Source organism: Leclercia adecarboxylata (genome assembly GCF_035787115.1).
GTDB classification, from domain to species: Bacteria; Pseudomonadota; Gammaproteobacteria; order Enterobacterales; family Enterobacteriaceae; genus Enterobacter; species Enterobacter adecarboxylatus_E.
The window spans coordinates 332,265-358,905 of the sequence record NZ_JALKTL010000004.1; the positions used below are offsets into that span (position 1 = coordinate 332,265).

General features: G+C 55.8%; 27 protein-coding genes and 1 other RNA gene. 8 read left to right on the forward strand and 20 right to left on the reverse strand.

Annotation, left to right across the window (positions count from 1 at the left end):
* Position 1: 1 nt before the first annotated feature.
* On the reverse strand, positions 2–715 hold the full coding sequence (dsbC, locus tag MXM41_RS15420; RefSeq protein WP_325932883.1) for a bifunctional protein-disulfide isomerase/oxidoreductase DsbC: 714 nt from the start codon (positions 713–715) through the stop codon (positions 2–4).
* Positions 716–736: 21 nt separating this feature from the next.
* Positions 737–1,663 (reverse strand): site-specific tyrosine recombinase XerD, encoded by a 927-nt coding sequence (gene xerD, locus MXM41_RS15425; protein WP_418936790.1) that lies wholly within the window; start codon positions 1,661–1,663, stop codon positions 737–739.
* A 70-nt stretch (positions 1,664–1,733) separates the two neighbouring features.
* Between xerD and fldB the strand changes: the two genes are divergently transcribed.
* Entirely contained in the window at positions 1,734–2,255 is a 522-nt protein-coding gene (gene fldB / locus MXM41_RS15430; RefSeq protein WP_325932885.1) for a flavodoxin FldB, read from the forward strand.
* Between the two features lie 4 nt (positions 2,256–2,259).
* Here the strand turns inward: fldB and MXM41_RS15435 are convergent, their stop codons facing one another.
* Positions 2,260–2,673, reverse strand: a complete 414-nt coding sequence (locus tag MXM41_RS15435) for a protein YgfX (RefSeq protein WP_325932886.1) — start codon at positions 2,671–2,673, stop codon at positions 2,260–2,262.
* Positions 2,654–2,920, reverse strand: coding sequence for an FAD assembly factor SdhE (gene sdhE, locus MXM41_RS15440; protein ID WP_325932887.1), 267 nt, complete (start codon positions 2,918–2,920; stop codon positions 2,654–2,656). Before sdhE ends, MXM41_RS15435 begins: the two co-directional genes overlap by 20 nt.
* Before the next feature lie 300 nt (positions 2,921–3,220).
* On the opposite strand from sdhE, the gene ygfZ reads away from it, so the two are divergent.
* Positions 3,221–4,201, forward strand: a complete 981-nt coding sequence (gene ygfZ, locus MXM41_RS15445; RefSeq protein ID WP_325932888.1) for a tRNA-modifying protein YgfZ — start codon at positions 3,221–3,223, stop codon at positions 4,199–4,201.
* A gap of 143 nt (positions 4,202–4,344) precedes the next feature.
* Here the strand turns inward: ygfZ and trhA are convergent, their stop codons facing one another.
* Together trhA and yqfB are read right to left on the reverse strand one after the other, a co-directional pair.
* Positions 4,345–5,004 (reverse strand): PAQR family membrane homeostasis protein TrhA, encoded by a 660-nt coding sequence (trhA, locus tag MXM41_RS15450; RefSeq protein ID WP_325932890.1) that lies wholly within the window; start codon positions 5,002–5,004, stop codon positions 4,345–4,347.
* A 165-nt stretch (positions 5,005–5,169) separates the two neighbouring features.
* Positions 5,170–5,481, reverse strand: coding sequence for a N(4)-acetylcytidine aminohydrolase (gene yqfB, locus MXM41_RS15455; RefSeq protein ID WP_325932892.1), 312 nt, complete (start codon positions 5,479–5,481; stop codon positions 5,170–5,172).
* 52 nt (positions 5,482–5,533) lie between these two features.
* Here yqfB and MXM41_RS15460 point away from each other — a divergent pair, with 52 nt between their 5' ends.
* Together MXM41_RS15460 and MXM41_RS15465 are read left to right on the forward strand one after the other, a co-directional pair.
* Positions 5,534–6,265 carry a MurR/RpiR family transcriptional regulator gene (locus MXM41_RS15460; RefSeq protein ID WP_325932991.1) on the forward strand — a complete coding sequence of 244 codons (732 nt, stop codon included), beginning with the start codon at positions 5,534–5,536 and terminating at the stop codon, positions 6,263–6,265.
* Between the two features lie 114 nt (positions 6,266–6,379).
* Complete coding sequence (locus MXM41_RS15465; RefSeq protein ID WP_325932894.1) at positions 6,380–7,813, forward strand: 6-phospho-beta-glucosidase; 1,434 nt, start codon at positions 6,380–6,382, stop codon at positions 7,811–7,813.
* A gap of 240 nt (positions 7,814–8,053) precedes the next feature.
* Here the strand turns inward: MXM41_RS15465 and MXM41_RS15470 are convergent, their stop codons facing one another.
* The 8 genes from MXM41_RS15470 to MXM41_RS15505 all read right to left on the reverse strand — a co-directional run bounded on the left by MXM41_RS15470 (position 8,054) and on the right by MXM41_RS15505 (position 18,107).
* Entirely contained in the window at positions 8,054–8,797 is a 744-nt protein-coding gene (locus MXM41_RS15470) for an SDR family oxidoreductase (protein ID WP_325932895.1), read from the reverse strand.
* Between the two features lie 69 nt (positions 8,798–8,866).
* Positions 8,867–11,740, reverse strand: coding sequence for an aminomethyl-transferring glycine dehydrogenase (gene gcvP, locus MXM41_RS15475; protein ID WP_325932896.1), 2,874 nt, complete (start codon positions 11,738–11,740; stop codon positions 8,867–8,869).
* 127 nt (positions 11,741–11,867) lie between these two features.
* Positions 11,868–12,257 carry a glycine cleavage system protein GcvH gene (gene gcvH / locus MXM41_RS15480; RefSeq protein ID WP_325932897.1) on the reverse strand — a complete coding sequence of 130 codons (390 nt, stop codon included), beginning with the start codon at positions 12,255–12,257 and terminating at the stop codon, positions 11,868–11,870.
* A 23-nt stretch (positions 12,258–12,280) separates the two neighbouring features.
* Entirely contained in the window at positions 12,281–13,375 is a 1,095-nt protein-coding gene (gene gcvT / locus MXM41_RS15485; protein WP_325932898.1) for a glycine cleavage system aminomethyltransferase GcvT, read from the reverse strand.
* Between the two features lie 428 nt (positions 13,376–13,803).
* Positions 13,804–15,006, reverse strand: a complete 1,203-nt coding sequence (gene ubiI, locus MXM41_RS15490; RefSeq protein ID WP_325932899.1) for an FAD-dependent 2-octaprenylphenol hydroxylase — start codon at positions 15,004–15,006, stop codon at positions 13,804–13,806.
* 12 nt (positions 15,007–15,018) lie between these two features.
* The gene (ubiH, locus tag MXM41_RS15495) at positions 15,019–16,197 is read right to left on the reverse strand and encodes a 2-octaprenyl-6-methoxyphenyl hydroxylase (protein ID WP_325932900.1); all 1,179 of its coding nucleotides are present in this window, start codon (positions 16,195–16,197) and stop codon (positions 15,019–15,021) included.
* Positions 16,194–17,507: a Xaa-Pro aminopeptidase gene (pepP, locus tag MXM41_RS15500; protein ID WP_325932901.1), complete on the reverse strand. Its 1,314-nt coding sequence runs from the start codon at positions 17,505–17,507 to the stop codon at positions 16,194–16,196. The genes ubiH and pepP overlap by 4 nt, the downstream gene beginning before the upstream one ends.
* Positions 17,508–17,528: 21 nt before the next feature.
* Positions 17,529–18,107 carry a YecA family protein gene (locus MXM41_RS15505; protein WP_325932902.1) on the reverse strand — a complete coding sequence of 193 codons (579 nt, stop codon included), beginning with the start codon at positions 18,105–18,107 and terminating at the stop codon, positions 17,529–17,531.
* A 167-nt stretch (positions 18,108–18,274) separates the two neighbouring features.
* On the opposite strand from MXM41_RS15505, the gene zapA reads away from it, so the two are divergent.
* The 3 genes from zapA (at position 18,275) to MXM41_RS15520 (ending at position 19,451) form a co-directional block, all read left to right on the forward strand.
* Positions 18,275–18,604: a cell division protein ZapA gene (gene zapA / locus MXM41_RS15510; RefSeq protein ID WP_039029820.1), complete on the forward strand. Its 330-nt coding sequence runs from the start codon at positions 18,275–18,277 to the stop codon at positions 18,602–18,604.
* A gap of 41 nt (positions 18,605–18,645) precedes the next feature.
* A non-coding RNA gene (gene ssrS / locus MXM41_RS15515) (6S RNA) lies at positions 18,646–18,829 on the forward strand.
* 25 nt (positions 18,830–18,854) lie between these two features.
* Positions 18,855–19,451 carry a 5-formyltetrahydrofolate cyclo-ligase gene (locus MXM41_RS15520; protein ID WP_325932903.1) on the forward strand — a complete coding sequence of 199 codons (597 nt, stop codon included), beginning with the start codon at positions 18,855–18,857 and terminating at the stop codon, positions 19,449–19,451.
* A gap of 89 nt (positions 19,452–19,540) precedes the next feature.
* On the opposite strand, the gene serA is transcribed toward MXM41_RS15520, so the two are convergent.
* Together serA and rpiA are read right to left on the reverse strand one after the other, a co-directional pair.
* A complete protein-coding gene (gene serA, locus MXM41_RS15525; RefSeq protein WP_325932905.1) occupies positions 19,541–20,773 on the reverse strand; it encodes a phosphoglycerate dehydrogenase in 1,233 nt (410 codons plus the stop codon).
* Between the two features lie 267 nt (positions 20,774–21,040).
* Entirely contained in the window at positions 21,041–21,700 is a 660-nt protein-coding gene (gene rpiA, locus MXM41_RS15530) for a ribose-5-phosphate isomerase RpiA (protein WP_325932992.1), read from the reverse strand.
* Positions 21,701–21,850: 150 nt separating this feature from the next.
* Between rpiA and argP the strand changes: the two genes are divergently transcribed.
* Complete coding sequence (gene argP / locus MXM41_RS15535; RefSeq protein WP_325932907.1) at positions 21,851–22,744, forward strand: DNA-binding transcriptional regulator ArgP; 894 nt, start codon at positions 21,851–21,853, stop codon at positions 22,742–22,744.
* A 60-nt stretch (positions 22,745–22,804) separates the two neighbouring features.
* Here the strand turns inward: argP and MXM41_RS15540 are convergent, their stop codons facing one another.
* From MXM41_RS15540 to fbaA, 4 genes are all read right to left on the reverse strand, one after another.
* Complete coding sequence (locus MXM41_RS15540) at positions 22,805–23,578, reverse strand: oxidative stress defense protein (protein ID WP_325932908.1); 774 nt, start codon at positions 23,576–23,578, stop codon at positions 22,805–22,807.
* 92 nt (positions 23,579–23,670) lie between these two features.
* Positions 23,671–24,306, reverse strand: coding sequence for an arginine exporter ArgO (gene argO, locus MXM41_RS15545; RefSeq protein WP_325932909.1), 636 nt, complete (start codon positions 24,304–24,306; stop codon positions 23,671–23,673).
* Positions 24,307–24,445: 139 nt separating this feature from the next.
* Complete coding sequence (locus MXM41_RS15550) at positions 24,446–25,303, reverse strand: small-conductance mechanosensitive channel MscS (protein WP_325932910.1); 858 nt, start codon at positions 25,301–25,303, stop codon at positions 24,446–24,448.
* Between the two features lie 187 nt (positions 25,304–25,490).
* Entirely contained in the window at positions 25,491–26,570 is a 1,080-nt protein-coding gene (gene fbaA / locus MXM41_RS15555) for a class II fructose-bisphosphate aldolase (protein ID WP_032613902.1), read from the reverse strand.
* Positions 26,571–26,641: the final 71 nt, after the last annotated feature.

Here is a 26,641-nt window from a genome sequence, read left to right on the forward strand (position 1 = left end):
ATTATTTACCGCCAAACTGTTTCTGGTGCGCGTCGAGGAAGGCTTTCATCTCTTTCGGCCCCTGGTAGCCCGGCACAACGTAGCCGTTGCTCAGCACGATAGCGGGCGTACCGGTCACGCCAAACTGCACCCCAAGCGCGTAGTGATTGGCGATGTCGATATCGCAGGAGGCTGGCTGAATGCCTTTGCCGCTCATGGCGTCATCAAAGGCTTTGTTGCGATCTTTCGCGCACCAGATGGCCTTCATATCCTGCTCTGGCTGGCTCTGCACGCCCGCACGCGGGAAGGCGAGATAACGCACGGTGATCCCCAGCGCGTTGTAGTCCTTCATCTCTTCATGCAGTTTATGGCAGTAGCCGCAGGTAATATCGGTAAAGACGGTAATGACATGTTTTTCCTGCGCCGCTTTGTAGACGATCATCTCTTTTTCCAGCACGTTCAGGTTTTTCATCAGCATCTGGTTAGTGACGTTGACCGGCTGCGCGCCGCTCACGTCATATAATGGCCCCTGAATAAAGTGCTTACCGTCTTCGGTCACATACAGCACGCCGCTGTTGGTCAGCACCGTTTTCAAGCCGGCTACGGGCGCAGGCTGAATTTCGCTGCTGGTGACGCCGAGCTTCGCCAGAGACTGTTTGATGGCCGCATCGTCAGCATGCGCCAGGCCAGATAATGAGGCTGCCAGCAGAGAGAACAGCACTAAAGACTTTTTCATATTGGTTCCTGTTACGAGTCATCACGCACGTGGGTGATGCTGTTGGTGTAGCTGCCGCAGGCGTTCCGTCGCGACATGCGTATAGATTTGCGTTGTTGAAAGGTCACTGTGCCCAAGCAGCATCTGGACCACGCGCAGATCGGCGCCATGGTTCAGAAGATGAGTCGCAAACGCATGGCGCAGAACGTGCGGCGAAAGTTTTTCACTGTCGATACCCGCCAGTGTGGCGTAATGTTTGATCCGATGCCAGAAGGTTTGACGCGTCATTTGCTGCGCGCGCTGGCTGGGGAACAGTACATCAATGGAGACGCCGTTCAGCAGCCACGGGCGACCATGCTGAAGATAGTTCTCCAGCCAGTACACCGCCTCTTCACCCAGCGGCACCAGGCGCTCTTTATTTCCTTTACCGATCACCCGCACCACGCCCTGACGCAGGCTGATATCGCTCATCGTCAGCCCGACCAGTTCGGATACGCGCAAGCCTGTGGCGTACAGCACTTCAAGCATCGCTTTATCGCGTAACTCCAGCGGTTGGTCAACCACCGGCGACTGTAATAATCTCTCCACTTGCGCTTCGCTGAGATCTTTAGGCAGACGCTGGGGCAGTTTTGGCGATGCCAGCGCCGCGCTGGGATCGTCGGGGCGTAATTTCTCACGATACAGATGCTGAAACAGACGCCGCATGGCGCTCAGCAGCCGCGCAGAGCTGGTGGCCTTATAGCCCCCCTCCATTCGCTCCGCAAGCAGCGCCTGTAAGTTGTCGCTTTGCGCCGTAGCAAGGGAGAGGCCATGATGGTGTAACCACGCCACCAGCATCGCCAGATCGCGTCGGTAGGCGCTAAGGGTGTTCCCGGCAAGATTCTTCTCCAGCCAGAGCGCATCGAGAAACTGTTCGATGAGTGAGAGATCCTTTTCCACGTCCGCCTCTTTCGTTCTGCAATGGGGCATTATGCCTGAATGGGTCCTGTTTCTGGTACACTACTCGCAAAGTCATAGCAAGTATTGAGACATTTTAGCGATGAATATTGGTCTGTTTTATGGTTCCAGCACCTGCTACACCGAGATGGCCGCAGAGAAAATTCGCGACATTATCGGCCCGGAACTGGTCACCCTGCATAACCTGAAAGACGATGCCCCATCGATGATGGAGCAGTATGACGTGCTCATTCTGGGCATCCCGACCTGGGATTTTGGCGAACTGCAGGAAGACTGGGAAGCCATCTGGGAGCAGCTGGATTCCCTTCAGCTTGAAGGCAAAATTATCGCGCTGTACGGCATGGGCGACCAGCTGGGCTACGGCGAGTGGTTCCTCGACGCGCTGGGGATGCTGCATGACAAGCTGGCCCCGAAAGGAGTAACGTTCATCGGTTACTGGCCGACAGAAGGCTATGAATTTACCAGCAAGAAACCGATTATTGCCGACGGCCAGCTGTTTGTCGGACTGGCCCTCGATGAAACCAACCAGTACGACCTCAGCGAAGAGCGCCTGCAAAACTGGTGCGAGCAAATCCTCGGCGAAATGGCAGAGCAGTTTAGTTAAACCGCTACCGCTCCTGCGTCGGCTGGTGCGAAATCATCCGACGCAGCTCCCGCCACTCCCCTTCTTCCATGCTGTCTGCCGCCAGCCAAAAATGATGGCAGCGTTGTCCTGCGCCTTTGCGTAAACGGAACATCATGCCGGAATTTAACATCCACGGCGTACCGACAATTTCCCACTCGCTGTTCTGCCAGTGCAATCGGGAATCCATGAACAGTTTGATTTCACCCTGGCGGGCGTTAATGCGCCGCTGGCTGCGCACGCTGTCAAACACCACCAGCGACAGCAGCATCAGCCATAACGGGGTATAGCTCAGCGGCCACGGCATTAGCAGAATAAAAGCCGCGACCAGGCCGTGGAGCAAAAGAGACATCCACTGGGAGCGCCACGAGACGCGTAAATCAGATTGCCACAGGACCACGTTCCTGATTCCGTTTCTGAATTAAAAGCACCATCCGTTGCAGTTCGGCGTCGGCAGGTTTGCCGTGATTCATCAACCAGTTAAATAGATCAGGATCGTCGTTCTCCAGCAGGCGAACGAAGAGATGTTTATCCTCATCGCTCAGGCTGTCATATTCGTATTCGAAAAACGGCATGATGGAGATATCGAGTTCGCGCATGCCGCGACGGCATGCCCAGTGAATGCGGGCTTTGTTATTAATATCCATGTCTGGTTCCTGCATAACGTTGAGTTCAGGCAGTGTTCTCGTATCGGCACGGAAAGGTGCGCTACCGGGAAGAAACGGCTCTTAGTGTAACGTGTTTTTTGCTGTTTCCTTACTGGAATATTAGGTTCCCGGAGCAGGCTTCCACAAAAAACCACAATAAATAAGCGTGTTCATCTGTTTTGCGTAGCGTTACGCAGATTAGCCTGAGGGCACGAATAGCCTGTTGAAACCGCTTGCATTGGCTACAGTCTCTTTTACCATTAGGCATTAACAAAGCGTTAAGCAATTCAGGACATCAATATGGCATTTACACCCTTTTCTCCGCGCCAGCCTGTCGCCTCTGCGCGTCTGCCGCTGACGCTTATGACCCTTGATGACTGGGCGCTGGCAACTCTCGTCGGCGTGGACAGCGAAAAATACCTGCAAGGTCAGGTGACCGCTGATGTCAGTCAGATGACCGAACATCAGCACCTGCTGGCTGCGCACTGCGATCCGAAAGGCAAGATGTGGAGCAACCTGCGCCTCTTCCGTCGTCAGGACGGTTTTGCCCTGATCGAACGCCGCAGCCTGCGTGACGCACAGCTTACCGAACTGAAAAAGTATGCGGTGTTCTCTAAAGTAACCATCGCGGCCGATGACAACCTGGTGCTGCTGGGTGTGGCGGGCTTCCAGGCGCGGGCCGCGCTGAAAAATCTGTTCAGCGAACTGCCTGATGCTGAAAAGCAGGTGACAAACGACGGGGCTACCTCGCTGTTGTGGTTTGAACATCCGGCGGAACGTTTCTTACTGGTAACCGATGCCGCTACCGCAGAACGCGTGACTCAGGCCCTGCGTGGCGAAGCGCAGCTGAATAACAGCCAGCAGTGGCTGTCCCTGAACATTGAAGCAGGCATCCCGGTTATCGACGCCGCTAACAGCGGGCAGTTTATTCCGCAGGCGACCAACCTGCAGGCGCTCGGCGGCATCAGCTTTAAAAAAGGCTGTTACACCGGCCAGGAGATGGTGGCCCGTGCGAAGTTCCGCGGCGCCAACAAACGCGCCCTGTGGTATCTGGCGGGTAAAGCCAGCCGCGTCCCCGCAGCCGGTGAAGATCTGGAGCTGAAAATGGGTGACAACTGGCGCCGTACCGGCACCGTGCTGGCTGCCGTTCAGCTTGATGATGGCCGCCTGCTGGTTCAGGCCGTTATGAATAACGATATGGAGCCAGACAGCGTTTTCCGCGTGCGCGAGGATGCGAATACCTTAAGCATCGAGCCGCTGCCGTATTCGCTGGAAGAGTAATGCTGTTAGTGCCGGATGCCGGGTGGCGGAGGTAAAAGCAAAACGGTAACCCTGGGGTTACCGTTTTTAGTGTTTGTGCCCTCTCCCGGTGGGAGAGGATCGGGGTGAGAGCATCAGGCCGCACATCCCTCCGCCAGTCTTAATCAAACCTGCCCAACGTACAAATAAATCGCCAGGAAATGGCACAGGCTGCCGCCCAGCACAAACCCGTGCCAGATTGCGTGGTTATAGGGGATGCGCTTGCAGACGTAAAAAATGACACCCAGCGAATAGACCACGCCTCCGACCGCCAGCAATGTGACGCCACCCGCCGCCAGTTTTACCGCCAGCTGATAGACCACAATCAGCGACAGCCAGCCCATCGTCAGATAGGTAACCAGCGACAGCATCTTAAAACGGTGTGCGATGGTCAGTTTAAACAGGATCCCCAGCAGGGCCAGGCTCCAGATAACAATCATCAACCCCCGCGCCAGCGGCGAATCCAGCCCGACCAGCAAAAATGGCGTATAGGTGCCGGCAATCAGCAGATAGATCGCGCAGTGGTCAAATTTCTTCAGCCAGATCTTGGCCCGCTGATGCGGAATGGCGTGGTACAGGGTGGACGCCAGGAACAGCAAAATCATGCTTCCGCCGTACAGGCTGTAACTGGTGATCGCCAGCGCGCTGGCGTTGGTGTCGACGGCCTGCACCAGCAGCAACACCAGCCCGACGATGCCAAATACCAGGCCGACTCCGTGACTAATACTGTTGGCTATTTCCTCAGCCAGCGAATATCCCTGTGTGGTTAATGGCTTGCTAACCATAGAGAACTCCGGGAAAACAAAAGTGAATAATGCCTCGCTGACTATGCTAACTGAGAATGATTCCAGTGAACACATGTTAGCCAAAATAAATATCATATAAATATTTATTTAATACAATCATATAATTAAATGATATTTTCAGCTAACGGATGTACACGGTTAAAATTAAAGACATTTAAAATCAATCACATAAAACTCGTGCTGGCCAGGGTAAATTTCGGTAATCACCCGCTTCAGTTCGTCGAGAGTCATGTTTTCCTGACAGGCGTGCTGTTCAGTCAGCGTGTCGAGCGTTACCGTCGAGGTTCCTGTCACCTCAATAGTGCAAAAATAGCCGTCGTCCTCATAGCGCCCTACCCGCAGAACGTCGCCAGCGCTGAAATGGGCTTCGCTTGCATCGCGGATGGTGATGGTTTTACGTCCGGCCAGAATGTCATCCTGAAAACGCTGAAAAAAAGTAATGTCGTTTGGCTGCATGTTATTATTCCCTGAAGATGAAGTCTGATGAGTGAGTTTAGCCACTGTGAGCATGTTCTCCCATTCCGCCATTGCCAGTCTCAATAACCTGGAGATGATGGTCTACAACACCGTCATTAAAAACCGCGATCGGGTGATGTACATGACCATTCGCGAACTGGCGGATGCGGCTGGAGTTTCTACCACTACCGTGCTGCGCTTTTGCCGCAAGCTGAACTGCGATGGCTATTCGGAGTTCCGCGTGCGTTTTAAATTATATCTTGAGCAAAACGAACCCCAGCAGGCTAATTTTGGCGCCAGTGAGATTATCAGTTTTTTCAAAAGTGTAAATAACGACGAATTCGACGCACTGCTAAATAACGCGGTAGAAATTATATTATCCTCAGAGCGCATTATATTTGTCGGCGCGGGCACTTCAGGTTCGCTGGCAAAATACGGCGCGCGTTTCTTTTCAAATATTGGCAAATTCAGCAACCATATCGACGACCCTTATTTTCCGGTTACCAATGATATGGCGAAAAACGCACTGGCTATTGTGCTATCCGTCTCGGGGGAGACCGAAGAGATCCTGCGCTTCGCCAGCCAGTTCAGCCTGCACCACTGCAAGGTACTCTCTATCACCAGTCACGAGCATTCGCGGCTGGCTAAATTAGCGGACTTTAATCTCTCCTGGCACGTACCGCAAACGCGCATTGGCGGCGTTTACGATATTACCACTCAAATCCCGGTTATTTATATTCTTGAATCTCTGGGGCGTAAACTGGCGAAGAAATTAACGGAATAAAACACCCTGTTTTTTCGCTGTGACATATTACAATTATCAAGAATTGTTATATCGTGACTTTTTATTGCCCTTTGTTAGACTCAAATACAGTAGCAATAAATGAGATTAGCAAAGATGAAAAAACTCACCTTACCAAAAGATTTTTTATGGGGCGGCGCGGTTGCGGCGCATCAGGTTGAAGGCGGCTGGAACAAAGGCGGCAAAGGCCCGAGCATTTGTGACGTGCTGACGGGCGGCGCACACGGTGTACCGCGTGAAATCACCCAGGAAGTGGTTGACGGCAAATACTACCCGAACCACGAGGCCATCGACTTCCACGGCCACTATAAAGAAGACATCAGGCTGTTTGCCGAGATGGGCTTCAAATGCTTCCGCACCTCCATCGCCTGGACCCGTATCTTCCCTAAAGGGGATGAAACCCAGCCTAACGAAGAGGGGCTGAAATTCTACGACGATATGTTCGATGAGCTGCTGAAGTACAACATCGAGCCGGTGATTACCCTCTCCCACTTCGAAATGCCGCTGCACCTGGTGCAGGAGTACGGCGGCTGGACCAACCGCAAGGTGGTGGATTTCTTCGTTAACTTCGCCGAAGTGGTGTTTGAGCGCTACAAGAGCAAAGTCAAATACTGGATGACCTTCAACGAAATCAACAACCAGCGTAACTGGCGCGCGCCGCTGTTCGGCTACTGCTGCTCTGGCGTAGTCTATACCGAGCATCAGAATCCGGAAGAGACCATGTACCAGGTGCTGCATCACCAGTTCGTGGCCAGCGCGCTGGCGGTGAAAGCCGCCCGTCGTATTAATCCGGAGATGAAAGTCGGCTGCATGCTGGCGATGGTGGCGCTCTATCCTTTCTCCTGCAAACCAGAAGACGTGATGTTTGCCCAGGAATCGATGCGTGAGCGTTATGTGTTTACCGACGTACAGCTGCGGGGCTACTACCCGTCCTACGTGCTGAACGAGTGGGAGCGCCGCGGATTCACCATCAAGATGGAAGCGGGCGACGAGCAGATCCTGCGCGAAGGCACCTGCGATTATCTGGGCTTCAGCTATTACATGACCAACGCAGTGAAAGCCGAAGGCGGCACCGGCGATGCCATCTCCGGCTTTGAAGGCAGCGTGCCAAACCCACACGTTAAAGCCTCGGACTGGGGCTGGCAGATTGACCCGGTGGGCCTGCGTTACTCCCTGTGCGAGCTGTATGAGCGCTACCAGAAACCGCTGTTTATAGTAGAAAACGGCTTTGGTGCCTACGACAAAGTGGAAGAGGACGGCAGCATCAACGATGACTACCGCATCGACTACCTGCGTGCACACGTGGAAGAGATGATGAAAGCGGTCACTTACGACGGCGTGGATCTGATGGGCTATACCCCGTGGGGCTGCATCGACTGCGTGTCGTTCACTACCGGTCAGTACAGCAAACGCTACGGCTTTATCTACGTGAACAAGCACGACGACGGCACCGGCGACATGTCCCGTTCACGCAAGAAGAGCTTTGAGTGGTACAAAGCGGTGATCGCCAGCAACGGCGAGACGCTGTAATTTTCCCCTCACCCTAACCCTCTCCCCACAGGGGAGAGGGGATGGCACGGTGCGGTCTTTTCACCCTCTCCCCTGTGGGGAGAGGAGATGGCACGGTGCGGTCTTTTCACCCTCTCCCCTGTGGGGAGAGGAGATGGCACGGTGCGGTCTTTTCACCCTCTCCCCTGTGGGGAGAGGGGATGGCACGGTGCGGTCTTTTCACCCTCTCCCCTATGGGGAGAGGGCTGGGGTGAGGGGGCCTTACTTCCCGCCCGCTAACTCAATAAAACTGCCCGTCACGTACGAGGCTTTCTCGCTCAGCAGCCAGACAATCGCCTGCGCCACCTCTTCCGGCTGACCGCCGCGCTGCATCGGCAGCATCGACTTCACCCGTTCCACCCGTCCTGGTTCACCGCCGGAGGCATGAATTTCGGTATAAATCAGCCCCGGGCGTACGCAGTTCACCCGAATACCCTGCGCCGCCACTTCCAGCGATAGCCCGGTGGTGAGAGAGTCCACCGCCCCTTTCGATGCCGCGTAATCTACATACTCCCCCGGCGCGCCGAGTCGCGAAGCCGCTGACGAAACATTCACAATCGCTCCGCCTTTTCCGCCATGCTTCAGCGCCATACGTTTCACCGCTTCGCGGCAGCAGAGGAAATACCCGGTCACGTTAGTGGCCAGGACGCGGTTGATACGTTCGGCAGAGAGATTCTCGATGGTACTCTGCTCAAACAGGATCCCGGCATTGTTAACCAGTGCGGTAAGGGGCTCGCCTTCGCGATCGAGGCTGTCGAACATCGCCATGACCTGTGCTTCGTCGCTGATGTCAGCGCGTACAGCAAAGGCTCTGCCGCCCTCTTCTACAATCTGATTGATCACATCGGTTGCGGCTTTAATGTTGTGGTGATAATTCACCGCCACGGTGTAACCATCACGCGCCAGCTGCAGCGCGGTCGCTTTGCCGATCCCACGGCTGGCGCCGGTCACTAATGCTATTGCCATTAACTACCTCCGGATAAAAAAAAGCCGGGTGACGCTTGCGCTTACCCGGCCTACAGTATGGCAGAAGGATTACTGGTATTCGCTCATCGGCACGCAGGAGCAGAACAGATTGCGGTCGCCATAAACGTCATCAAGACGCTTCACGGTCGGCCAGTACTTGTTAGCGACACCCGCCGGGAAGACAGCCAGCTCGCGGGAGTAACCGTGATTCCACTCTGCCACCAGTTCGTGCTGGGTGTGCGGCGCGTTCACCAGCGGGTTATCTTCCAGCGTCCATTCACCATCCTGAACGCGATCGATCTCCATGCGGATCGCCAGCATCGCGTCGATAAAGCGGTCCAGTTCGGCTTTGCTTTCGGACTCGGTTGGTTCCACCATCAGCGTACCCGCCACCGGGAACGACATGGTCGGCGCGTGGAAGCCGTAGTCGATCAGGCGTTTAGCGATATCCAGCTCGCTGATGCCGGTCTGTTCTTTCAGCGGACGAATATCCAGAATACACTCGTGCGCCACACGGCCATCACGGCCGGTATAGAGCACCGGATAGGCAGACTTCAGACGCGTTGCGATATAGTTGGCATTCAGGATCGCCACCTGGCTTGCCTGCTTCAGCCCTTCTGCGCCCATCATGCGGATATACATCCAGCTGATTGGCAAAATGGAGGCACTGCCGAACGGTGCTGCAGAGACTGCGCCCTGGCGGGTGAGCATGCCTTCAATCTGCACCACGCTGTGACCCGGTACGAACGGCGCCAGGTGCGCTTTCACACCAATCGGGCCCATGCCCGGGCCGCCACCGCCGTGCGGAATGCAGAAGGTTTTGTGCAGGTTCAGGTGAGATACGTCCGCGCCGATAAAGCCTGGAGTGGTGATCCCGACCTGGGCGTTCATGTTGGCGCCATCGAGGTAAACCTGGCCACCATACTGGTGCACGATTTCGCACACTTCACGGATGGTCTCTTCGTATACGCCGTGGGTGGACGGATAAGTCACCATGATGCAGGAGAGCTTATCGCCGGTCTGTTCCGCTTTAGCACGCAGGTCAGCCAGATCGATGTTGCCGTTCTTATCGCAGGCTACCACTACCACTTCCATCCCCGCCATCTGGGCCGATGCCGGGTTAGTGCCGTGAGCGGAGCTTGGGATCAGGCAGATATCGCGATGGCCTTCGTTGCGGCTCTCGTGGTAGTGGCGGATTGCCAGCAGGCCCGCGTATTCACCCTGTGCGCCGGAGTTCGGCTGCATGCAGAGCGCGTCGTAACCGGTCAGTTTCACCAGCCAGTCGGAGAGCTGGTTGATCATCTGATGATAACCTTCCGCCTGGTCAGCCGGGCAGAACGGGTGCAGCTCAGCAAATTCCGGCCAGGTGATAGGGATCATCTCGGCGGCGGCGTTCAGCTTCATGGTGCAGGAACCCAGCGGGATCATCGCCTGATTCAGCGCCAGATCTTTACGCTCCAGCGAGTGCATATAGCGCATCATCTCGGTTTCGCTGTGGTAACGATTGAACACCGGATGGGTCAGGATCGCATCGTCGCGCAGCATCGTCTCCTGAATGGAGCGGCTGTCATGCGCCACTTCTTTATCCAGAGCATCCACGTTCAGGCCGTGGCCCTCGCCCAGCAGAACGTTAAACAGCGCCTGCACATCGTCACGGGTGGTGGTCTCATCCAGGGTAATGCTGACCGCATTCAGGATGTCGCTGCGCAGGTTAATCTCTGCTGCCTCAGCGCGCGCCAGCACGGTGGCTTTGTCAGCGACGTCGACACACAGGGTATCGAAGAAGTGCGCGTGGCGCAGTTTCTGTCCTTTCTGCTGCAGGCCGCAGGCCAGGATATCGGCCAGACGATGAATACGGCTGGCAATACGCTTCAGGCCGGCCGGACCGTGGTAGACGGCGTACAGGCTGGCGATGTTGGCCAGTAAAACCTGGGAAGTACAGATGTTGGAGTTCGCTTTCTCACGGCGGATGTGCTGCTCGCGAGTCTGCATCGCCATGCGCAGCGCGGTGTTACCCGCCGCATCTTTCGATACGCCGATAATACGGCCCGGCATGGAGCGTTTGAATTCATCTTTTGCGGCGAAGAAGGCCGCGTGTGGGCCGCCGTAGCCCATCGGCACGCCGAAGCGCTGCGCGGAGCCAAAGACGATATCCGCGCCCTGTTTGCCCGGAGCGGTTAACAACACCAGCGCCATAAAATCGGCCGCCACGCTGACGACAACTTTGCGCGCTTTCAGCGCGGCAATCAGTTTGCCGTAGTCATGCACTTCACCGGTAGTGCCAACCTGCTGCAACAGCACCCCAAAGATATCCTGATGATCCAGCACTTTCTCGGCATCATCAACAAGCACTTCAAAGCCAAATGTCTCAGCACGGGTACGCACCACATCCAGGGTTTGCGGGTGAACGTCTGCTGCAACGAAGAAGCGGTTTGCCCCCTTCAGTTTGCTGACACGTTTTGCCATTGCCATCGCTTCGGCGGCGGCGGTGGCTTCATCCAGCAGCGAAGCGGAGGCGATGTCCAGACCGGTCAAATCCAGCGTGACCTGCTGGAAATTGAGCAGCGCTTCCAGACGCCCCTGAGACACTTCCGGCTGATAAGGGGTGTACGCGGTGTACCAGCCCGGATTTTCCAGCATGTTGCGCAGGATCACCGGCGGCAACTGCACGTTAGTGTAGCCCATGCCAATGTAAGACTTAAAGCGCTTGTTCAGGCTGGCAATGCCCTTCAGCTCAGCCAGCGCGGCGAATTCAGTGGTCGATTCCCCCACCTGCGGCGGCGTGTCGAGCTGAATATCTTTTGGCACAATCTGGCCGATCAGGGCGTTGAGCGAATCCGCGCCAACCGTCTTCAGCATCTCCTGCTGTTGCTGAGCATCCGGCCCGATGTGACGTTCAATAAAGGCGCCACGGTTTTCAAGCTGGCTTAAAGTCTGTGTCATGAGCGATGGTTCCTGAAACGTGCAGTGAATCGTAGTTGTCTGTAACTCTGTTGCCCGGTGGCGCTAATGCTTACCGGGCCTACGTTGTCCTGTAAGCCGGATAAGCGCAGCGCCATCCGGCACAGCATTATTCGTCTTCCAGTAAGGCTTCGTACGCGGTGGCATCCAGCAGAGCGGCAACCTGTGCTTCGTCGCTGGCTTTGATTTTGAAGATCCAGCCTTCGCCATAAGGCTCGCTGTTGACCAGCTCCGGCGAGTCGCTCAGCGCGTCGTTAACCGCCACGATTTCGCCGCTCACAGGAGCGTAGATATCAGAAGCGGCTTTTACAGATTCAGCCACCGCACAGTCGTCGCCCGCGGTTACGGTCGCGCCCACTTCTGGCAGATCCACAAATACCATGTCACCTAACAGCTCCTGAGCATGTTCGGTGATCCCGACGGTGTAAGTGCCGTCGGCTTCTTTGCGCAGCCACTCGTGTTCTTTGCTGTATTTCAGTTCTGCTGGCACATTGCTCATTGAATTTCTCCTGATAAAAATAATTAGGCGACCGGTTTACCGGCGCGAACAAAAATCGGTTTGGTCACGCGGACCGGCATTTCGCGGTTGCGGATCTGCACCACGGCAGTCTCGCCAATACCCGCCGGGACGCGCGCGAGAGCAATACTGTAACCCAGCGTCGGGGAGAAGGTGCCGCTGGTGATAATGCCTTCGCAGTGGTTGCCATTGGCATCGGTGAAACGCACCGGCAGTTCACCACGCAGGACGCCTTTGTCGGTCATTACCAGGCCAACCAGCTGCTCGGTGCCCTTCTCACGCTGCATCTCCAGCGCTTCACGGCCGATAAATTCGCGATCGGCAGGTTCCCAGGCAATGGTCCAGCCCATGTTGGCCGCCAGCGGTGAAACGCCTTCGTCCATCTCCTGGCCGTATAAATTCATACCGGCTTCCAGGCGCAGGGTATCGCGCGCGCCCAGACCCGCCGGCTTAACGCCCGCTTCCACCAGTGCACGCCAGAAATCAGCCGCCTTTTCGTTCGGCATGGCAATTTCATAGCCCGCTTCACCGGTATAGCCGGTGGTGGCCACAAACAGATCGCCCGTCTGCACGCCAAAGAACGGCTTCATGCCTTCGGTGGCCTGGCGCTGTTCATCGCTGAACAGTGAGGCGGCTTTCGCCTGGGCGTTTGGCCCCTGCACCGCAATCAGCGACAGGTCGTCACGCACGGTGATCTCGATGGCGTAAGGTTCAGCATGTTGAGTGATCCAGGAGAGGTCTTTTTCGCGGGTGGCGGAGTTAACAACGAGGCGGAAGAAATCATCGGAGAGGTAATAAACAATCAGGTCGTCAATCACGCCGCCGGAGGCATTCAGCATGCCGGTATAGAGCGCTTTACCCGGAGTCTTCAGTTTGGCGACGTCGTTCGCCAGCAAATAGCGTAAGAACTCCCGGGTGCGGCTGCCGTGCAGATCGACAATGGTCATGTGAGAGACGTCGAACATACCGGCATCGGTGCGCACCGCATGATGCTCATCAATCTGCGAACCATAATGCAGCGGCATCATCCAGCCATGGAAATCGACCATGCGAGCACCGCATAAGGTGTGTTGTTCGTACAAAGGCGTCTGTTGAGCCATCTTATCCTCGTTGAATGAGCTGGGCTGTCTTGCGTTTCATGCTGAAAAATTCACCACGAAACCCGGCATCGACATCGCTCCCGGACGCCGACGCAAACGTTCTCTTTCCTCTGAACTTACCACCGAAAACGGTGGTTAACCATAAGGCAAAACGGGTCATCACATTAGCTTATGGTCAAAAACGCCAGCAGAGCGTACAGAGTTATTCACTATAAAAATGCGAATTGATCCGCACAAAAGCAAAGTCAATGAGTTGGCATTTAGCACAGGCTGATATTTACTACGGAAAAATGCGCGAAATTTCCGTAACATAAAAATCGACAGATTAGATAATCTAATGCGAAAAAGTCGGTGAAATTAGATTATTTCAAATGATGGAAAATCCCCGGCGCAGAGGCCGGGAAAATAAAGTGTGACGGGAGTCTAATTTACTGGAGCCAGTCAGGAAGATCGTTAAGCCCCATCGCCTGACGCAGGAGTTGTGGTTTAACGCCCGGGAGGGTGTCAGCCAGTTTCAGGCCGAGATCGCGCAGCAGTTTTTTCGCCGGGTTAGCCCCCGCGAACAGCTCGCGGAAGCCCTGCATACCCGCCAGCATCATTGCCGCGCTGTGTTTGCGGCTGCGCTCGTACCGGCGCAGATAGAGGTGCTGACCAATATCCTTGCCTTCGCGATGCAGTCGGCGCAGCTCGTCCACCAGTTCGGCGGCATCCATAAAGCCCAGGTTCACGCCCTGCCCGGCCAGCGGATGAATGGTGTGCGCCGCGTCGCCCACCAGCGCCAGACGATGCGCGGCGAACTGGCGCGCATAGCGGCCAGTTAACGGGAACACCAGACGCTCGCTTTCGACGGAGCAGAGCCCCAGTCGGTTATCAAACGCCACGCACAACGCCTGATTAAACTCATCTGCTGAGGCTTCCTGCATCTGCTGGGCCTTTTCAGGCGCCAGCGACCAGACGATCGAACAGAGATGCGGATCGGCAAGCGGCAGGAAGGCCAGAATGCCATCATTATGGAAAATCTGCCGGGCCACGGCCTGATGCGGCTCCGCGGTACGGATAGTGGCCACCAGCGCATGGTGGCGATAGTCCCAGTACGTGAGCGGAATATCGGCTTTGTTTCGCAGCCAGGAATTTGCGCCGTCGGCCCCCACCACCAGGCGAGCGGTGAGCATGTCGCCGCTTTGCAGAGTAATAAAGGCATCGTTTTCACCCCAGGCGACCTGCTGCAGTTGTGCGGGCGCAATCAGCGTAACATCGCTACACTGCTGCGCCTTCTGCCACAGGGCGTGATGAATAACCGCATTTTCAATGATATGTCCGAGGTGGCTGTAGCCCATGCTTGCATCATCAAACGCGATGTGTCCGAAGCTGTCTTTGTCCCACACTTCCATCCCGTGATAGCAGCTGGCACGCCGGGCAATAATCTCTGACCAGACGCCGATGCGGGTCAGCAGCTTTTCACTGGCGGCATTGATCGCCGAGACGCGCAGCTCAGGCGGTGCATCGGGAGCCACAGGCTGCGGCTGTTTTTGTTCCAGTACCGCCACGCGCAGACCGCTGCCCTGCAGGCCACAGGCCAGCGCCAGTCCTACCATTCCACCGCCTACAATGGCGACATCAACATTCTGCACTTTGTTTACTCCTTAGCGAGCGACCCAACCAAGCGTCCTCTGCGCCAGCACATCACGTGCCGGAATGAATAGTTCCATCGCCATTAACCCGGCGTTACGTCCTGCAACCAGCGGCGCCCAGCGATTAGCAAACAGATGCACCAGCCCGTCGGTCACGCCGATCGTCGCCTCTTTATCGGCCAGCCGCCGCTTCTGGTAATGACATAATACCGGATAAGCACCGCAATCCTGCTGTTGCGCAAACGCCTGTGCCAGGGTTTCGGCAAGGGTCATCACATCGCGCATGCCCAGATTAAAGCCCTGTCCGGCGATGGGGTGAAGCGTTTGTGCGGCATTGCCCACCAGCGCGACGCGATGGGAGACGGACTGCGACGCTGTGGTTAAGGCCAGGGGATAGACCGAACGCTTACCGGCCTGGGTGATACGCCCGAGCCGCCAGCCAAAGGCTTTTTGCAGTTCGGTACAGAAGCGTTCATCAGACCAGCGCTGCACCGCATCCGCACTTTCCAGCGGATGGCACCAGACCAGCGAGCTGCGCCCCTTTGACATGGGCAACATGGCCAGCGGGCCGTGTTGAGTAAAACGTTCAAACGCGCGGCCACGGTGTGGCTCGGCGGTGGCGACGTTAGCAATCACCGCCAGCTGATGGTACGGCTGCTGCTGCCACTGGATGCCACACTGCTGGCCGAGCGCCGAGCGGGAGCCGTCGGCGGCTACCAGTAATTGACCCTCCAGCGTCGTGCCGTCATCCAGCGTAACGCTCACCGCCTCTTCGCGGCGGGTAAAGTGCTCCACGCGCGCCGGGCAATGCAGCGTCACGCCAGGGGCATCCTTCAGCAGACGGAACAGGCGCAGGCCCACGTCGTGCAGTTCGACCACCTGTCCCAGCGCATCAATATGGTAATCATGTGCCTCAAGGGTGACAAACCCGGCGTGGCCCTGGTCGCTGACGTGAACGGTTTCGATGGCAGTAGCGCAATCGGCAATCGCCTGCCAGATGCCGCTGCGCGCCAGCTGATGGCAGGTCCCCTGCGCCAGCGCGATGGCGCGTCCGTCAAATCCAGGATGGCCGGCCGACTGCGGCGCAACGGCCTCAACCAGATGGACCGGCAGTTTGCCCTGGGTCAGGGAGGAGATCGCCAGCGCCAGCGTTGCGCCCGTCATGCCTCCGCCAACAATGATGATGCTCATGCGCGCGCCGCCGCCATCAGCGCCTCGATCTCGTCGGCGTTTTTCACCACGGAGGCGGTCAGGTTTTCGTTGCCGGTTTCAGTGATGACGATGTCATCTTCGATACGAATGCCAATCCCGCGATACTCCGCAGGGACATCGGCATCCGGTGCGATATAGAGCCCCGGTTCAACGGTCAGCACCATGCCCGGCTCCAGCACGCGCGAACGTTCCGGACCATACACACCCACATCATGCACATCCAGCCCCAGCCAGTGGCTCAGACCATGCATAAAGAAGGGGCGGTGCGCGTTTTCAGCAACCAGCTGATCAACATCACCATGAAGGATCCCCAGATCCACCAGCCCGCCGAGCATAATGCGCACCACTTCACCGGTAACGTCCTGAATGGAGGTGCCGGGGCGGAAAAGCATCAGCGCGGTATCCAGTGAATGCAGGACGATGTCGTAGATGGCGCGCTGGGCCGGCGTAAATTTGCCGTTCACCGGGAAGGTGCGGGTAATATCCCCCGCATAGCCTTTAAATTCACACCCGGCGTCGATCAGCACCAGATCGCCATCCCGCAGTTCAGATTCGTTTTCGGTATAGTGCAGAATGCAGCCATTTTCGCCGCCGCCCACAATGGTGTTGTAAGCCGGATAGCGCGCGCCGTGGCGAGTAAATTCATGGTGAATTTCGCCTTCGAGCTGATATTCGAACATTCCCGGACGGCATTTTTGCATCGCCCGTGTATGGGCCAATGCGCTGATTTCACCCGCGCGGCGCATCACCTCCAGCTCCTCCGCCGATTTAAACAGGCGCAGCTCGTGTACAACAGGACGCCAGTCGGTGAGCGTTGCCGGGGCTTTCAGATTTTGCCGGGCGCCTTTGCGCAGCTTATCCAGTGCGGCAAAAACGATGTCGTCGGCATACGCATATTCACCCTGCGCGTGGTAAACCACATCAAGGCCATTAAGCAGCTGGTAGAGCTGGTCGTTGATTTCGCTGAACGCCAGCGCACGATCCACCCCCAGCTTTTCAGGGGCGGCATCCTGGCCCAGGCGGCGACCAAACCAGATTTCGGCGGTGAGATCCCGGACGCGGTTAAACAGCACGCTGTGGTTGTGGGTGTCATCACTTTTAATCAGCACCAGCACCGACTCCGGCTCGTTGAAGCCGGTGAAGTACCAGAAATCACTGCTCTGGCGATACGGGTATTCGCTATCGTTACTGCGCGTGGCCTCCGGTGCGGCAAATATCAGCGCGGCGCTTCCCGGCTGCATAGCGGCCAGCAGCGCCTGTCGGCGGCGAAGATACTCTTGCTGAGTCATGACACCCTCCAGTAGTTGTTATTAGTGTAAGGTTGGTTTGCGCACTTCCGGCGCTGTGGGCTGGGCCCGCGTAAAGGTATCGTGGCAGAGCAGCGACGCAACGCGCACATACTCAATGATCTCTTCGAGGGACATCTCCAGCTCTTCCTGGTCCTCCTCCTCGTCGTAGCCCAGCTGTGCAATATTGCGCAGATCGTCGATCGCTTCTCCGGCTTCGCCCGTCACCTTATCAAGTTTAGGCTGCGTTACGCCCAACCCCAACAGATAGTGGTTGACCCAGCCGGCCAGCGCATCGGCGCGATCGAACACGCTGACGTCGTCGCCATCAGGCAGATAAAGCTGAAAAAGGAACCCGTCATCTTCCAGCGCATCGCTGATTGCGCCATGCATGCTGCGCAGCGCCTGAGCCAGATCGTGACCAAACGCCAGCCCCTCGTTCGTCAGGTCGTGAACCAGCGGCAGCCATGAGCTGTCGCTGTTTCCACCACACAGCATCCCGCTGATCAGACCGTGCATTTCAGCAGGCGTTAAACCCACGCCCTGCTGGTTCAGTAACTGGCTAACGTCGTTGTAGCCAGGCATTTCGTTCTGTATAGACATGCGCATTCGTCATCATTGGGAGGAATATTCATGGTATGCTACCACTTTGGACCCTGGTGAACCAGAATAGGGCTTGTATCTGCGCACCAGGGTAGCTATAGTGTCGCCCCTTCGCAGCCCCTGGAATCGGATGTGAAGGCAGCGCAGTCAAACAGCAGGAAGGTGGCATGTCTGCACAACCCGTCGATATCCAAATTTTTGGCCGTTCGCTGCGAGTGAATTGTCCGCCTGAACAAAGGGATGCTTTGAATCAGGCTGCGGATGATTTGAATCAGCGGTTGCAAGATTTAAAAGAACGCACTAGAGTCACAAATACTGAGCAGCTGGTCTTCATCGCCGCGTTGAACATCAGTTATGAACTGACTCAGGAAAAAGCGAAGACCCGCGAGTACGCGGCGAGCATGGAACAACGCATTAAAATGCTCCAGCAGACCATTGAACAGGCATTGCTTGATCAGGGTCGCATTACAGACAGACCGGGGCAAAACTTTGAATAACACTTCATGGTCTACTATGGTAGAGTGACCCTGAAGGAAAAATTTCTCTGAGATGTTCGCATGTGGGCCAGTCCCCTGAGCCGATATTTCATACCACAAGAATGTGGCGCTCCATGGTTGGTGAGCATGCTCGGTTCGTCCGAGAAGCCTTAAAACTATGACGACACATTCACCTTGAACCAAGGGTTCAAGGGTTACAGCCTGCGGCGGCATCTCGGAGATTCCCTCACCTTTCTGTCCAGCGACTACCATGACGCAACTTCCTGAAGTCCCTGCTTCTCGTCAACACATTCGTCAGTTTATCCGTCAGCAGCGCAGAGCCTTAACGCCTGAACAACAAGCCCATTTCGCGCAACAAGCCGCGGCCCGCATGATGGCGTATCCGCCCGTGGTGATGGCGCACACGGTGGCACTGTTTCTCTCCTTTGACGGCGAACTGGATACCCAGCCGCTGATAGACGAACTCTGGCGCACCGGGAAAAAAGTCTATCTGCCGGTACTCCACCCTTTCAGCACAGGCAATCTACTGTTTCTGCACTACCATCCCCATAGCGAGCTGGTGATGAATCGTCTCAAAATCACCGAACCGAAACTGGACGTGCGCGACGTATTGCCGCTGGACCAGCTGGACGTGCTGGTGACGCCGCTGGTGGCGTTTGATGAAAGCGGACAGCGCCTGGGGATGGGCGGAGGTTTTTACGATCGCACCCTGCAGAACTGGCAGCAGTACGGCTTACAGCCCGTGGGCTATGCGCATGATTGTCAGGGCGTTGAAAAGCTACCGGTGGAGAAATGGGACATCCCGCTGCCTGCGGTGGTGACGCCATCAACGATTTGGCAGTGGTGAAAAAAGCCGGGTGGCGGCTTCGCCTTACCCGGCCCAGGGTTATGCAGGCCCGGCAAGCGTAGCGTCGCCGGGCATCAGGCCGCACTGACCTAGTAAAGCAGACGCGCGCGAATGGTGCCCGGAATGGCTTTCATCCCCTGCAGCGCTTTCTCGGCAACCTCTTCATCCGCTTCGATATCAATCACCACATAGCCCATCTGCGCGTTCGTTTGCAGGTACTGTGCGGCGATGTTAACGCCCTGCTCGGCGAAGATCTGGTTAATGGCCGTCAGTACGCCCGGACGGTTTTCGTGGATGTGCAGCAGACGACGACCACCGTGCAGCGGGAGCGAGACTTCAGGGAAGTTGACCGCAGACAGGGTTGAACCGTTGTCGGAGTATTTACTCAGCTTACCGGCCACTTCGAGACCGATATTTTCCTGTGCTTCCTGGGTGGAGCCGCCGATGTGTGGCGTCAGGATCACGTTGTCAAACTCACACAGCGGCGAGGTGAACGGATCGCTGTTGGTCGCAGGCTCGGTCGGGAAGACGTCGATGGCCGCCCCTGCCAGATGTTTGCGTTTCAGGGCATCACACAGTGCAGGGATGTCCACCACCGTACCACGCGCGGCGTTGATCAGCAGCGAGCCTGGCTTCATCAGCGCCAGCTCTTCCGCACCCATCATGTTTTTGGTTGAGGCGTTTTCCGGTACGTGCAGGCTCACCACGTCGCTCATATTCAGCAGGTCGGAGAGATGCTGAACCTGGGTGGCGTTGCCCAGCGGCAGTTTGCTTTCGATGTCGTAGAAGAAGACGTGCATCCCCAGAGATTCAGCAAGGATCCCCAGCTGCGTACCGATATGGCCGTAACCGATGATACCCAGCTTTTTACCACGCGCCTCGAAAGAACCGGAGGCCAGCTTATTCCAGATACCGCGGTGTGCTTTGGCGTTGGCTTCAGGGATACCACGCAGCAGCAACAGCAATTCGCCGATCACCAGCTCCGCCACGGAGCGGGTATTGGAGAAAGGCGCGTTAAATACCGGAATACCGCGCTTCGCCGCCGCGTTAAGGTCTACCTGGTTGGTGCCGATGCAGAAGCAGCCAATCGCTACCAGTTTTTCAGCCGCTGCAATAACGTCTTCTGTCAGATGGGTACGGGAGCGCAGGCCGATGAAATGGGCATCACGGATTGACTCTTTCAGCTGTTCGGTATCCAGCGCACCTTTGTGAAATTCGATGTTGGTGTAACCCGCCGCACGAAGGCTATCCAGTGCTTTCTGATGCACCCCTTCGACCAGCAGAAATTTAATCTTGTCTTTCTCCAGTGATACCTTTGCCATTTCCCCGACCCTGTCTGATTGTCTGAACTGTTGTTGTGCTGGATGTGAATCCACTCCAGCCAACATATCAAAAAAAACTATTGCAGCAATATGAACGTTTGCGTCGGGACTCTGAAGAAATGTCATACAGCGTCGATTGGCAGTGAAAAATGCTGCAGAGGAATGAGAAAGCGGCAGGATCGTCAGGAGAGACTTAAAAATGTGACACAAGTCACCGAATATCGCTTTTGCAAAAAAAGTTAGCGGGGGGAGACTCCCCCCGTCAGATCATTTCACGATGGTTTTGACGCCATCGGCGGTGCCAATCAGCGCGACATCCGCGCCACGGTTGGCAAACAAGCCAACCGTCACGACGCCCGGCAGGCCATTGATGGCGTTTTCCAGCGCCACGGCGTCGAGGATCTCCAGACCATGCACATCCAGAATCACGTTACCGTTGTCCGTCACCACACCCTGGCGATATTCAGGGCGTCCGCCCAGCTTAACCAGCTCACGGGCAACCGCGCTACGCGCCATAGGGATCACTTCTACCGGCAGCGGGAATGTGCCAAGGATATCGACCTGCTTGGAGGCATCGGCGATACAGATAAACTTATCCGCAACGGAGGCGATAATCTTCTCGCGCGTCAGCGCCGCGCCGCCGCCTTTAATCATCTGCATATGGCCGTTGATCTCATCGGCGCCGTCAACGTAAATCCCCAGGCGATCAACTTCGTTCAGATCGAATACGGTAATGCCCAGGCTTTTCAGCTTTTCCGTGGAGGCATCGGAGCTGGAGACCGCGCCCTCGATCTGGCCTTTCATCGTACCCAGCGCATCAATAAAGTGTGCGGCCGTTGACCCGGTGCCCACGCCGACAATGGTGCCCGGCTGTACATACTGGAGAGCGGCCCATCCTACTGCTTTTTTCAGTTCATCCTGCGTCATGATCTCTTGCCCGTGGTGTTTTTGCGTGACGCGCATTATAGAGCATTCACCTGTGCCATGTGATCTGCGAGGTCACCAATTTCGTCTGTATCAAACATAAATTTATGTCATAGTGCGAAGTATTGAATTATTTGGGAGTCAGCCAGAGCAATGAAACGTCCGGACTACAGAACACTACAGGCCCTTGATGCCGTTATACGTGAACGCGGGTTCGAACGCGCGGCCCAGAAGCTGTGCATTACCCAGTCCGCCGTTTCGCAACGGATCAAACAGCTTGAGAACATGTTCGGGCAGCCGCTGCTGGTTCGTACCGTGCCGCCGCGTCCAACCGAACAGGGTCAAAAACTGCTGGCGCTGCTGCGTCAGGTTGAGCTGCTGGAAGATGAATGGCTGGGTGATGAACAAACCGGCTCTACGCCGCTTCTGCTGTCGCTGGCGGTCAACGCCGACAGTCTGGCAACCTGGCTGCTGCCCGCGCTGGCGCCGGTGCTGGCCGATTCGCCTATCCGCCTGAACCTTCAGGTTGAAGATGAAACCCGCACCCAGGAGCGTCTGCGCCGCGGTGAAGTGGTGGGCGCGGTCAGTATCCAGCCCCAGGCGCTGCCAAGCTGCCTGGTGGATCAACTGGGCGCGCTGGATTATCTCTTCGTCGCCTCAAAAGCTTTTGCTGAGCGCTATTTCCCGAATGGCGTCACCCGCGCGGCTCTGCTTAAAGCGCCCGCCGTGGCGTTTGACCATCTTGATGATATGCATCAGGCATTCTTGCAGCAGAATTTCGATCTGCCGCCGGGCAGCGTGCCCTGCCATATCGTTAACTCATCTGAAGCCTTTGTGCAGCTTGCGCGTCAGGGCACAACCTGCTGCATGATCCCGCATCTGCAGATCGAGAGAGAACTGCAGAGCGGTGAGCTGATCGACCTGACGCCGGGCTTACATCAGCGCCGCATGCTCTACTGGCACCGCTTCGCACCGGAAAGTCGCATGATGCGCAACGTCACCGATGCGCTGCTGGCCCACGGACATAAGGTTCTGCGCCAGGACTAATAAAAAAGCCGGGCCGCATTCATGCTGGCCCGGCTTTTTATGGGTGCTGAAAAACCGTTTTTACGGTGCTTTGGTCGCCGTATCCTGCTGCTGATTCTGCTGAACCGGCTGGTTCTGCTGCTGGCCCTGCGCAGGTTCCAGCTGGAACACCACGTCAACCTGATCGTCAAACTGAATCGTTGGCTGCTCGTAGGTATCCTGCGCGGAAACAGGCGCCGCCTCAGCTTTCATCATGCGTACCATCGGGCTCGGCTGATAGTTAGAGACGTGGTAACGCACGCTGTAAACCGGGCCCAGCTTGCTGTTAAAGCCAGAAGCGAGCTGCTGCGCCTGACGCACGGCATCATCAATCGCGGCTTTACGCGCTTCGTCTTTATATTTCTCAGGTTGCGCAACACCCAGTGACACGGAACGGATCTCATTCAGGCCCGCTTTCAGCGCGCCATCCAGCAGGGCGTTGAGTTTATCCAGCTGACGCACCGTAACTTCTACGGAGCGCACCGCGCGATAACCTTTCAGGATGCTTTTGCCATCCTTATAGTCATAATCTGGTTGGGTACGCAGGTTGGCAGAGTTGATATCTTTTTTACCAACGCCATTCTGCTCCAGGAAAGAGAGATATTGCGCAACGCGATCGTCTGCCTGCTTCTTGGCGGTGGCTGCATCTTTTGCCGCCACGTTCACTTCAATGGCTAAGGTCGCGATATCCGGTGCCGCATCCACGCTTGCGGTGCCGGAGGTCACAATGTGTGGGCTGTCAGGCAGTTCGCTGGCCTGAACGGACGCTGCGCCCAAACCCACTAATGCCGCCAGGGCGATTGCATTCAACTTCACTTTTATTCCTCCATGTTGCGAAGAGTGCCCATGTAACAGAGCGAATGCCAGCAAGCATAGCGGCTGCTGGTCAATTGTCCATAAGACAACGCTTAGATGAATAGTTCAATTATGTGATGAACGCCCTCTTTCGCGAGCTGAAAGGCGATAAACCACATCACCACGCCGACCAGGCCGTTGATGATGCGCTGTGCTTTGACGGTACGCAGACGGGGCGCCAACCAGGCGGCGAGCAGCGCCAGGCCAAAGAACCACAGGAAAGAGGCGCTCACGGTACCCAGCGCGAACCAGCGTTTCGGCTCTGCGTCCAGCTGCCCGCCCAGGCTCCCCAGCACCACGAAGGTATCAAGATAAACGTGCGGATTAAGCCAGGTCACCGCCAGCATAGTCACGATGATTTTCCAGCGTCCCTGCTTCATCACTTCGGCACTTGCCAGCTCAATATTGCTGCCCAGCGCCGTTTTCAGTGCGCCAAAGCCATACCAGAGAAGAAACGCGACGCCACCCCAGGTGACCAGCGCCAGCAGCCAGGGCGACTGCATCAGCAGTGCGCTGCCGCCAAAAATACCGGCACAAATCAGGAGCATATCACTCAGAGCACAAAGACTGGCAATCATCAGATGGTACTGGCGGCGAATACCCTGGTTCATGACAAAAGCGTTTTGTGGGCCAAGAGGCAGGATCATCGCCGCGCCAAGCATAAGCCCTTGAATATAAAAGGATAACATGAGGATTAATCTCAGAAAACTGTCTTGAGGGCTGACTATACTGCGGGAGAATAATAAGAGGAAATGGATAATATTAATTGGCAATTAGTGAAACTAATTAAGACCCGGCAGCGTTTCGCTTGCCGGGTCACAGAAGGAGTTATTCCGCCGGTTCTTTCACGCGCTTAAAGTTCACGTCCATTTGCGGATACGGGAAGCTGATACCGTTGGCGTCGAAATCACGCTTCACACGCTCCAGTACATCCCAGTAAACGTTCTGCAAATCACCGCTGTTGCTCCAGACGCGTACCACAAAGTTGATCGATGAAGCGCCAAGCTCGTTCAGACGGACAGTCATGTCACGATCTTTCAGAATACGATCGTCTGACTCGATAATGTTGGTAAGCAGTTGCTTCACTTTATCGATATCAGAGTCATACGCCACACCAATAATGAACTCGTTACGACGCACCGGTTCACGAGAGAAGTTGATGATATTGTTGGCGATGATCTTACCGTTCGGGATCACGACGATACGGCCATCAACGGTGCGCATGGTGGTAGAGAAAATCTGCACCTGCAGCACGGTGCCGGCCACACCGCCCAGATCCACATACTCACCAGAACGGAACGGACGGAAGGTGACCAGCAGCACCCCGGCGGCCAGGTTCGACAGCGATCCCTGCAACGCCAGACCGATAGCCAGACCAGCGGCACCGAGTACGGCGATCACTGACGCGGTCTGTACCCCTACGCGCCCAAGTGCCGCAATTAGCGTAAAGGCGATAATACCGTAGCGCACCAGCGCCGAGAGAAAATCTGCTACCGTGGCATCAATGTGGCGCGACAGCATGAGGCGGTTGACCGCATTAGAGATTACGCGTGCCACAATCATCCCCACGATGATAATTGCAATGGCCGCGACAATATTTACTGCATAACTCAGTAATAATGCCTGGTTGCGCACCAGCCAGGAGCCAGCGTTATTGATGCTATCTACAACACCGAGATCTTCCATTCAATATTCCTTAATCTAAGCCAGACCATAAAAATGCATCCCCCGTCGAGGCAGGCAGGTTAGTAAAGGGTAAACAAAAGCAGTGATTTTGCCAAACAGATCACATAAATAGTGGTAGTAGGACGTTGAAAAAACATAAAAAAAGCCCGCGATTAACGCGGGCTTTTGATACTGTCAGCAGCTCAAATTACAGAACGTCAACCGCGTTCAGCTCTTTGAAAGCCTGCTCCAGACGCGTCACCATAGAGGTCTGGGCTGAACGCAGCCATACGCGTGGATCGTAATATTTCTTGTTCGGCTGGTCTTCGCCTTTCGGGTTACCCAGCTGGCCCTGCAGGTAAGCTTCGTTAGTTTTGTAGTACTGCAGGATACCGTCCCAGGTTGCCCATTGGGTGTCGGTATCGATGTTCATTTTGATTACGCCGTAGCTAACGGAGTCTTTGATTTCCTGCGCAGAAGAACCGGAACCGCCATGGAAGACGAAGTTCAGGCTGTTGTGCGGCAGGTTGTGTTTCTTGGAAACGTATTCCTGAGAATCACGCAGGATAGTTGGGGTCAGTACCACGTTACCTGGTTTGTACACGCCGTGTACGTTACCGAAGGAGGCAGCGATGGTGAAGCGTGGGCTGATTTTGCTCAGCTCGGTGTAAGCGTAATCAACGTCTTCTGGCTGAGTGTACAGCGCAGAAGCGTCCATGTGGCTGTTGTCCACGCCGTCTTCTTCGCCACCGGTGCAACCCAGTTCGATTTCCAGGGTCATGTCCATTTTGGCCATACGCGCCAGGTATTTGGAGCAGATTTCGATGTTCTCTTCCAGAGACTCTTCAGACAGGTCGATCATGTGAGAAGAGAACAGTGGTTTACCGGTTGCAGCGAAGTGTTTTTCGCCCGCATCCAGCAGACCGTCGATCCACGGCAGCAGTTTCTTCGCGCAGTGGTCAGTGTGCAGGATAACCGGAACACCGTAGTGTTCAGCCATCTGGTGAACGTGATGTGCGCCAGAGATTGCGCCCAGGATTGCCGCGCCCTGAGGAACGTCAGTTTTCACGCCTTTACCTGCGATGAACGCAGCACCACCGTTAGAGAACTGAACGATTACTGGCGCTTTAACTTTTGCTGCGGCTTCCAGTACGGCGTTGATTGAGTCGGTACCGACGCAGTTAACAGCTGGCAGAGCAAAGTTGTTTTCTTTAGCTACCTGGAACACCTTCTGAACGTCATCACCAGTGATCACGCCAGGTTTTACGAAATCAAAAATTTTAGACATGTTGCGAGTCCTGTATCTTCGGCCTTGGAAAGGGGCGTGCTCTTAAAAGCGCGCTGAAAATTGGGCAGGTT

Coding starts and splice junctions, on each gene's coding strand:
- dsbC (WP_325932883.1), bottom strand. CDS start 715: ATGAAAAAGTCTTTAGTGCTGTTCTCTCTGCTGGCAGCCTCATTATCT.
- xerD (WP_418936790.1), bottom strand. CDS start 1,663: ATGCCCCATTGCAGAACGAAAGAGGCGGACGTGGAAAAGGATCTCTCA.
- fldB (WP_325932885.1), top strand. CDS start 1,734: ATGAATATTGGTCTGTTTTATGGTTCCAGCACCTGCTACACCGAGATG.
- sdhE (WP_325932887.1), bottom strand. CDS start 2,920: ATGGATATTAATAACAAAGCCCGCATTCACTGGGCATGCCGTCGCGGC.
- ygfZ (WP_325932888.1), top strand. CDS start 3,221: ATGGCATTTACACCCTTTTCTCCGCGCCAGCCTGTCGCCTCTGCGCGT.
- trhA (WP_325932890.1), bottom strand. CDS start 5,004: ATGGTTAGCAAGCCATTAACCACACAGGGATATTCGCTGGCTGAGGAA.
- yqfB (WP_325932892.1), bottom strand. CDS start 5,481: ATGCAGCCAAACGACATTACTTTTTTTCAGCGTTTTCAGGATGACATT.
- MXM41_RS15460 (WP_325932991.1), top strand. CDS start 5,534: ATGTTCTCCCATTCCGCCATTGCCAGTCTCAATAACCTGGAGATGATG.
- MXM41_RS15465 (WP_325932894.1), top strand. CDS start 6,380: ATGAAAAAACTCACCTTACCAAAAGATTTTTTATGGGGCGGCGCGGTT.
- MXM41_RS15470 (WP_325932895.1), bottom strand. CDS start 8,797: ATGGCAATAGCATTAGTGACCGGCGCCAGCCGTGGGATCGGCAAAGCG.
- gcvP (WP_325932896.1), bottom strand. CDS start 11,740: ATGACACAGACTTTAAGCCAGCTTGAAAACCGTGGCGCCTTTATTGAA.
- gcvH (WP_325932897.1), bottom strand. CDS start 12,257: ATGAGCAATGTGCCAGCAGAACTGAAATACAGCAAAGAACACGAGTGG.
- gcvT (WP_325932898.1), bottom strand. CDS start 13,375: ATGGCTCAACAGACGCCTTTGTACGAACAACACACCTTATGCGGTGCT.
- ubiH (WP_325932900.1), bottom strand. CDS start 16,197: ATGAGCATCATCATTGTTGGCGGAGGCATGACGGGCGCAACGCTGGCG.
- pepP (WP_325932901.1), bottom strand. CDS start 17,507: ATGACTCAGCAAGAGTATCTTCGCCGCCGACAGGCGCTGCTGGCCGCT.
- MXM41_RS15505 (WP_325932902.1), bottom strand. CDS start 18,107: ATGTCTATACAGAACGAAATGCCTGGCTACAACGACGTTAGCCAGTTA.
- zapA (WP_039029820.1), top strand. CDS start 18,275: ATGTCTGCACAACCCGTCGATATCCAAATTTTTGGCCGTTCGCTGCGA.
- MXM41_RS15520 (WP_325932903.1), top strand. CDS start 18,855: ATGACGCAACTTCCTGAAGTCCCTGCTTCTCGTCAACACATTCGTCAG.
- serA (WP_325932905.1), bottom strand. CDS start 20,773: ATGGCAAAGGTATCACTGGAGAAAGACAAGATTAAATTTCTGCTGGTC.
- rpiA (WP_325932992.1), bottom strand. CDS start 21,700: ATGACGCAGGATGAACTGAAAAAAGCAGTAGGATGGGCCGCTCTCCAG.
- argP (WP_325932907.1), top strand. CDS start 21,851: ATGAAACGTCCGGACTACAGAACACTACAGGCCCTTGATGCCGTTATA.
- argO (WP_325932909.1), bottom strand. CDS start 24,306: ATGTTATCCTTTTATATTCAAGGGCTTATGCTTGGCGCGGCGATGATC.
- MXM41_RS15550 (WP_325932910.1), bottom strand. CDS start 25,303: ATGGAAGATCTCGGTGTTGTAGATAGCATCAATAACGCTGGCTCCTGG.
- fbaA (WP_032613902.1), bottom strand. CDS start 26,570: ATGTCTAAAATTTTTGATTTCGTAAAACCTGGCGTGATCACTGGTGAT.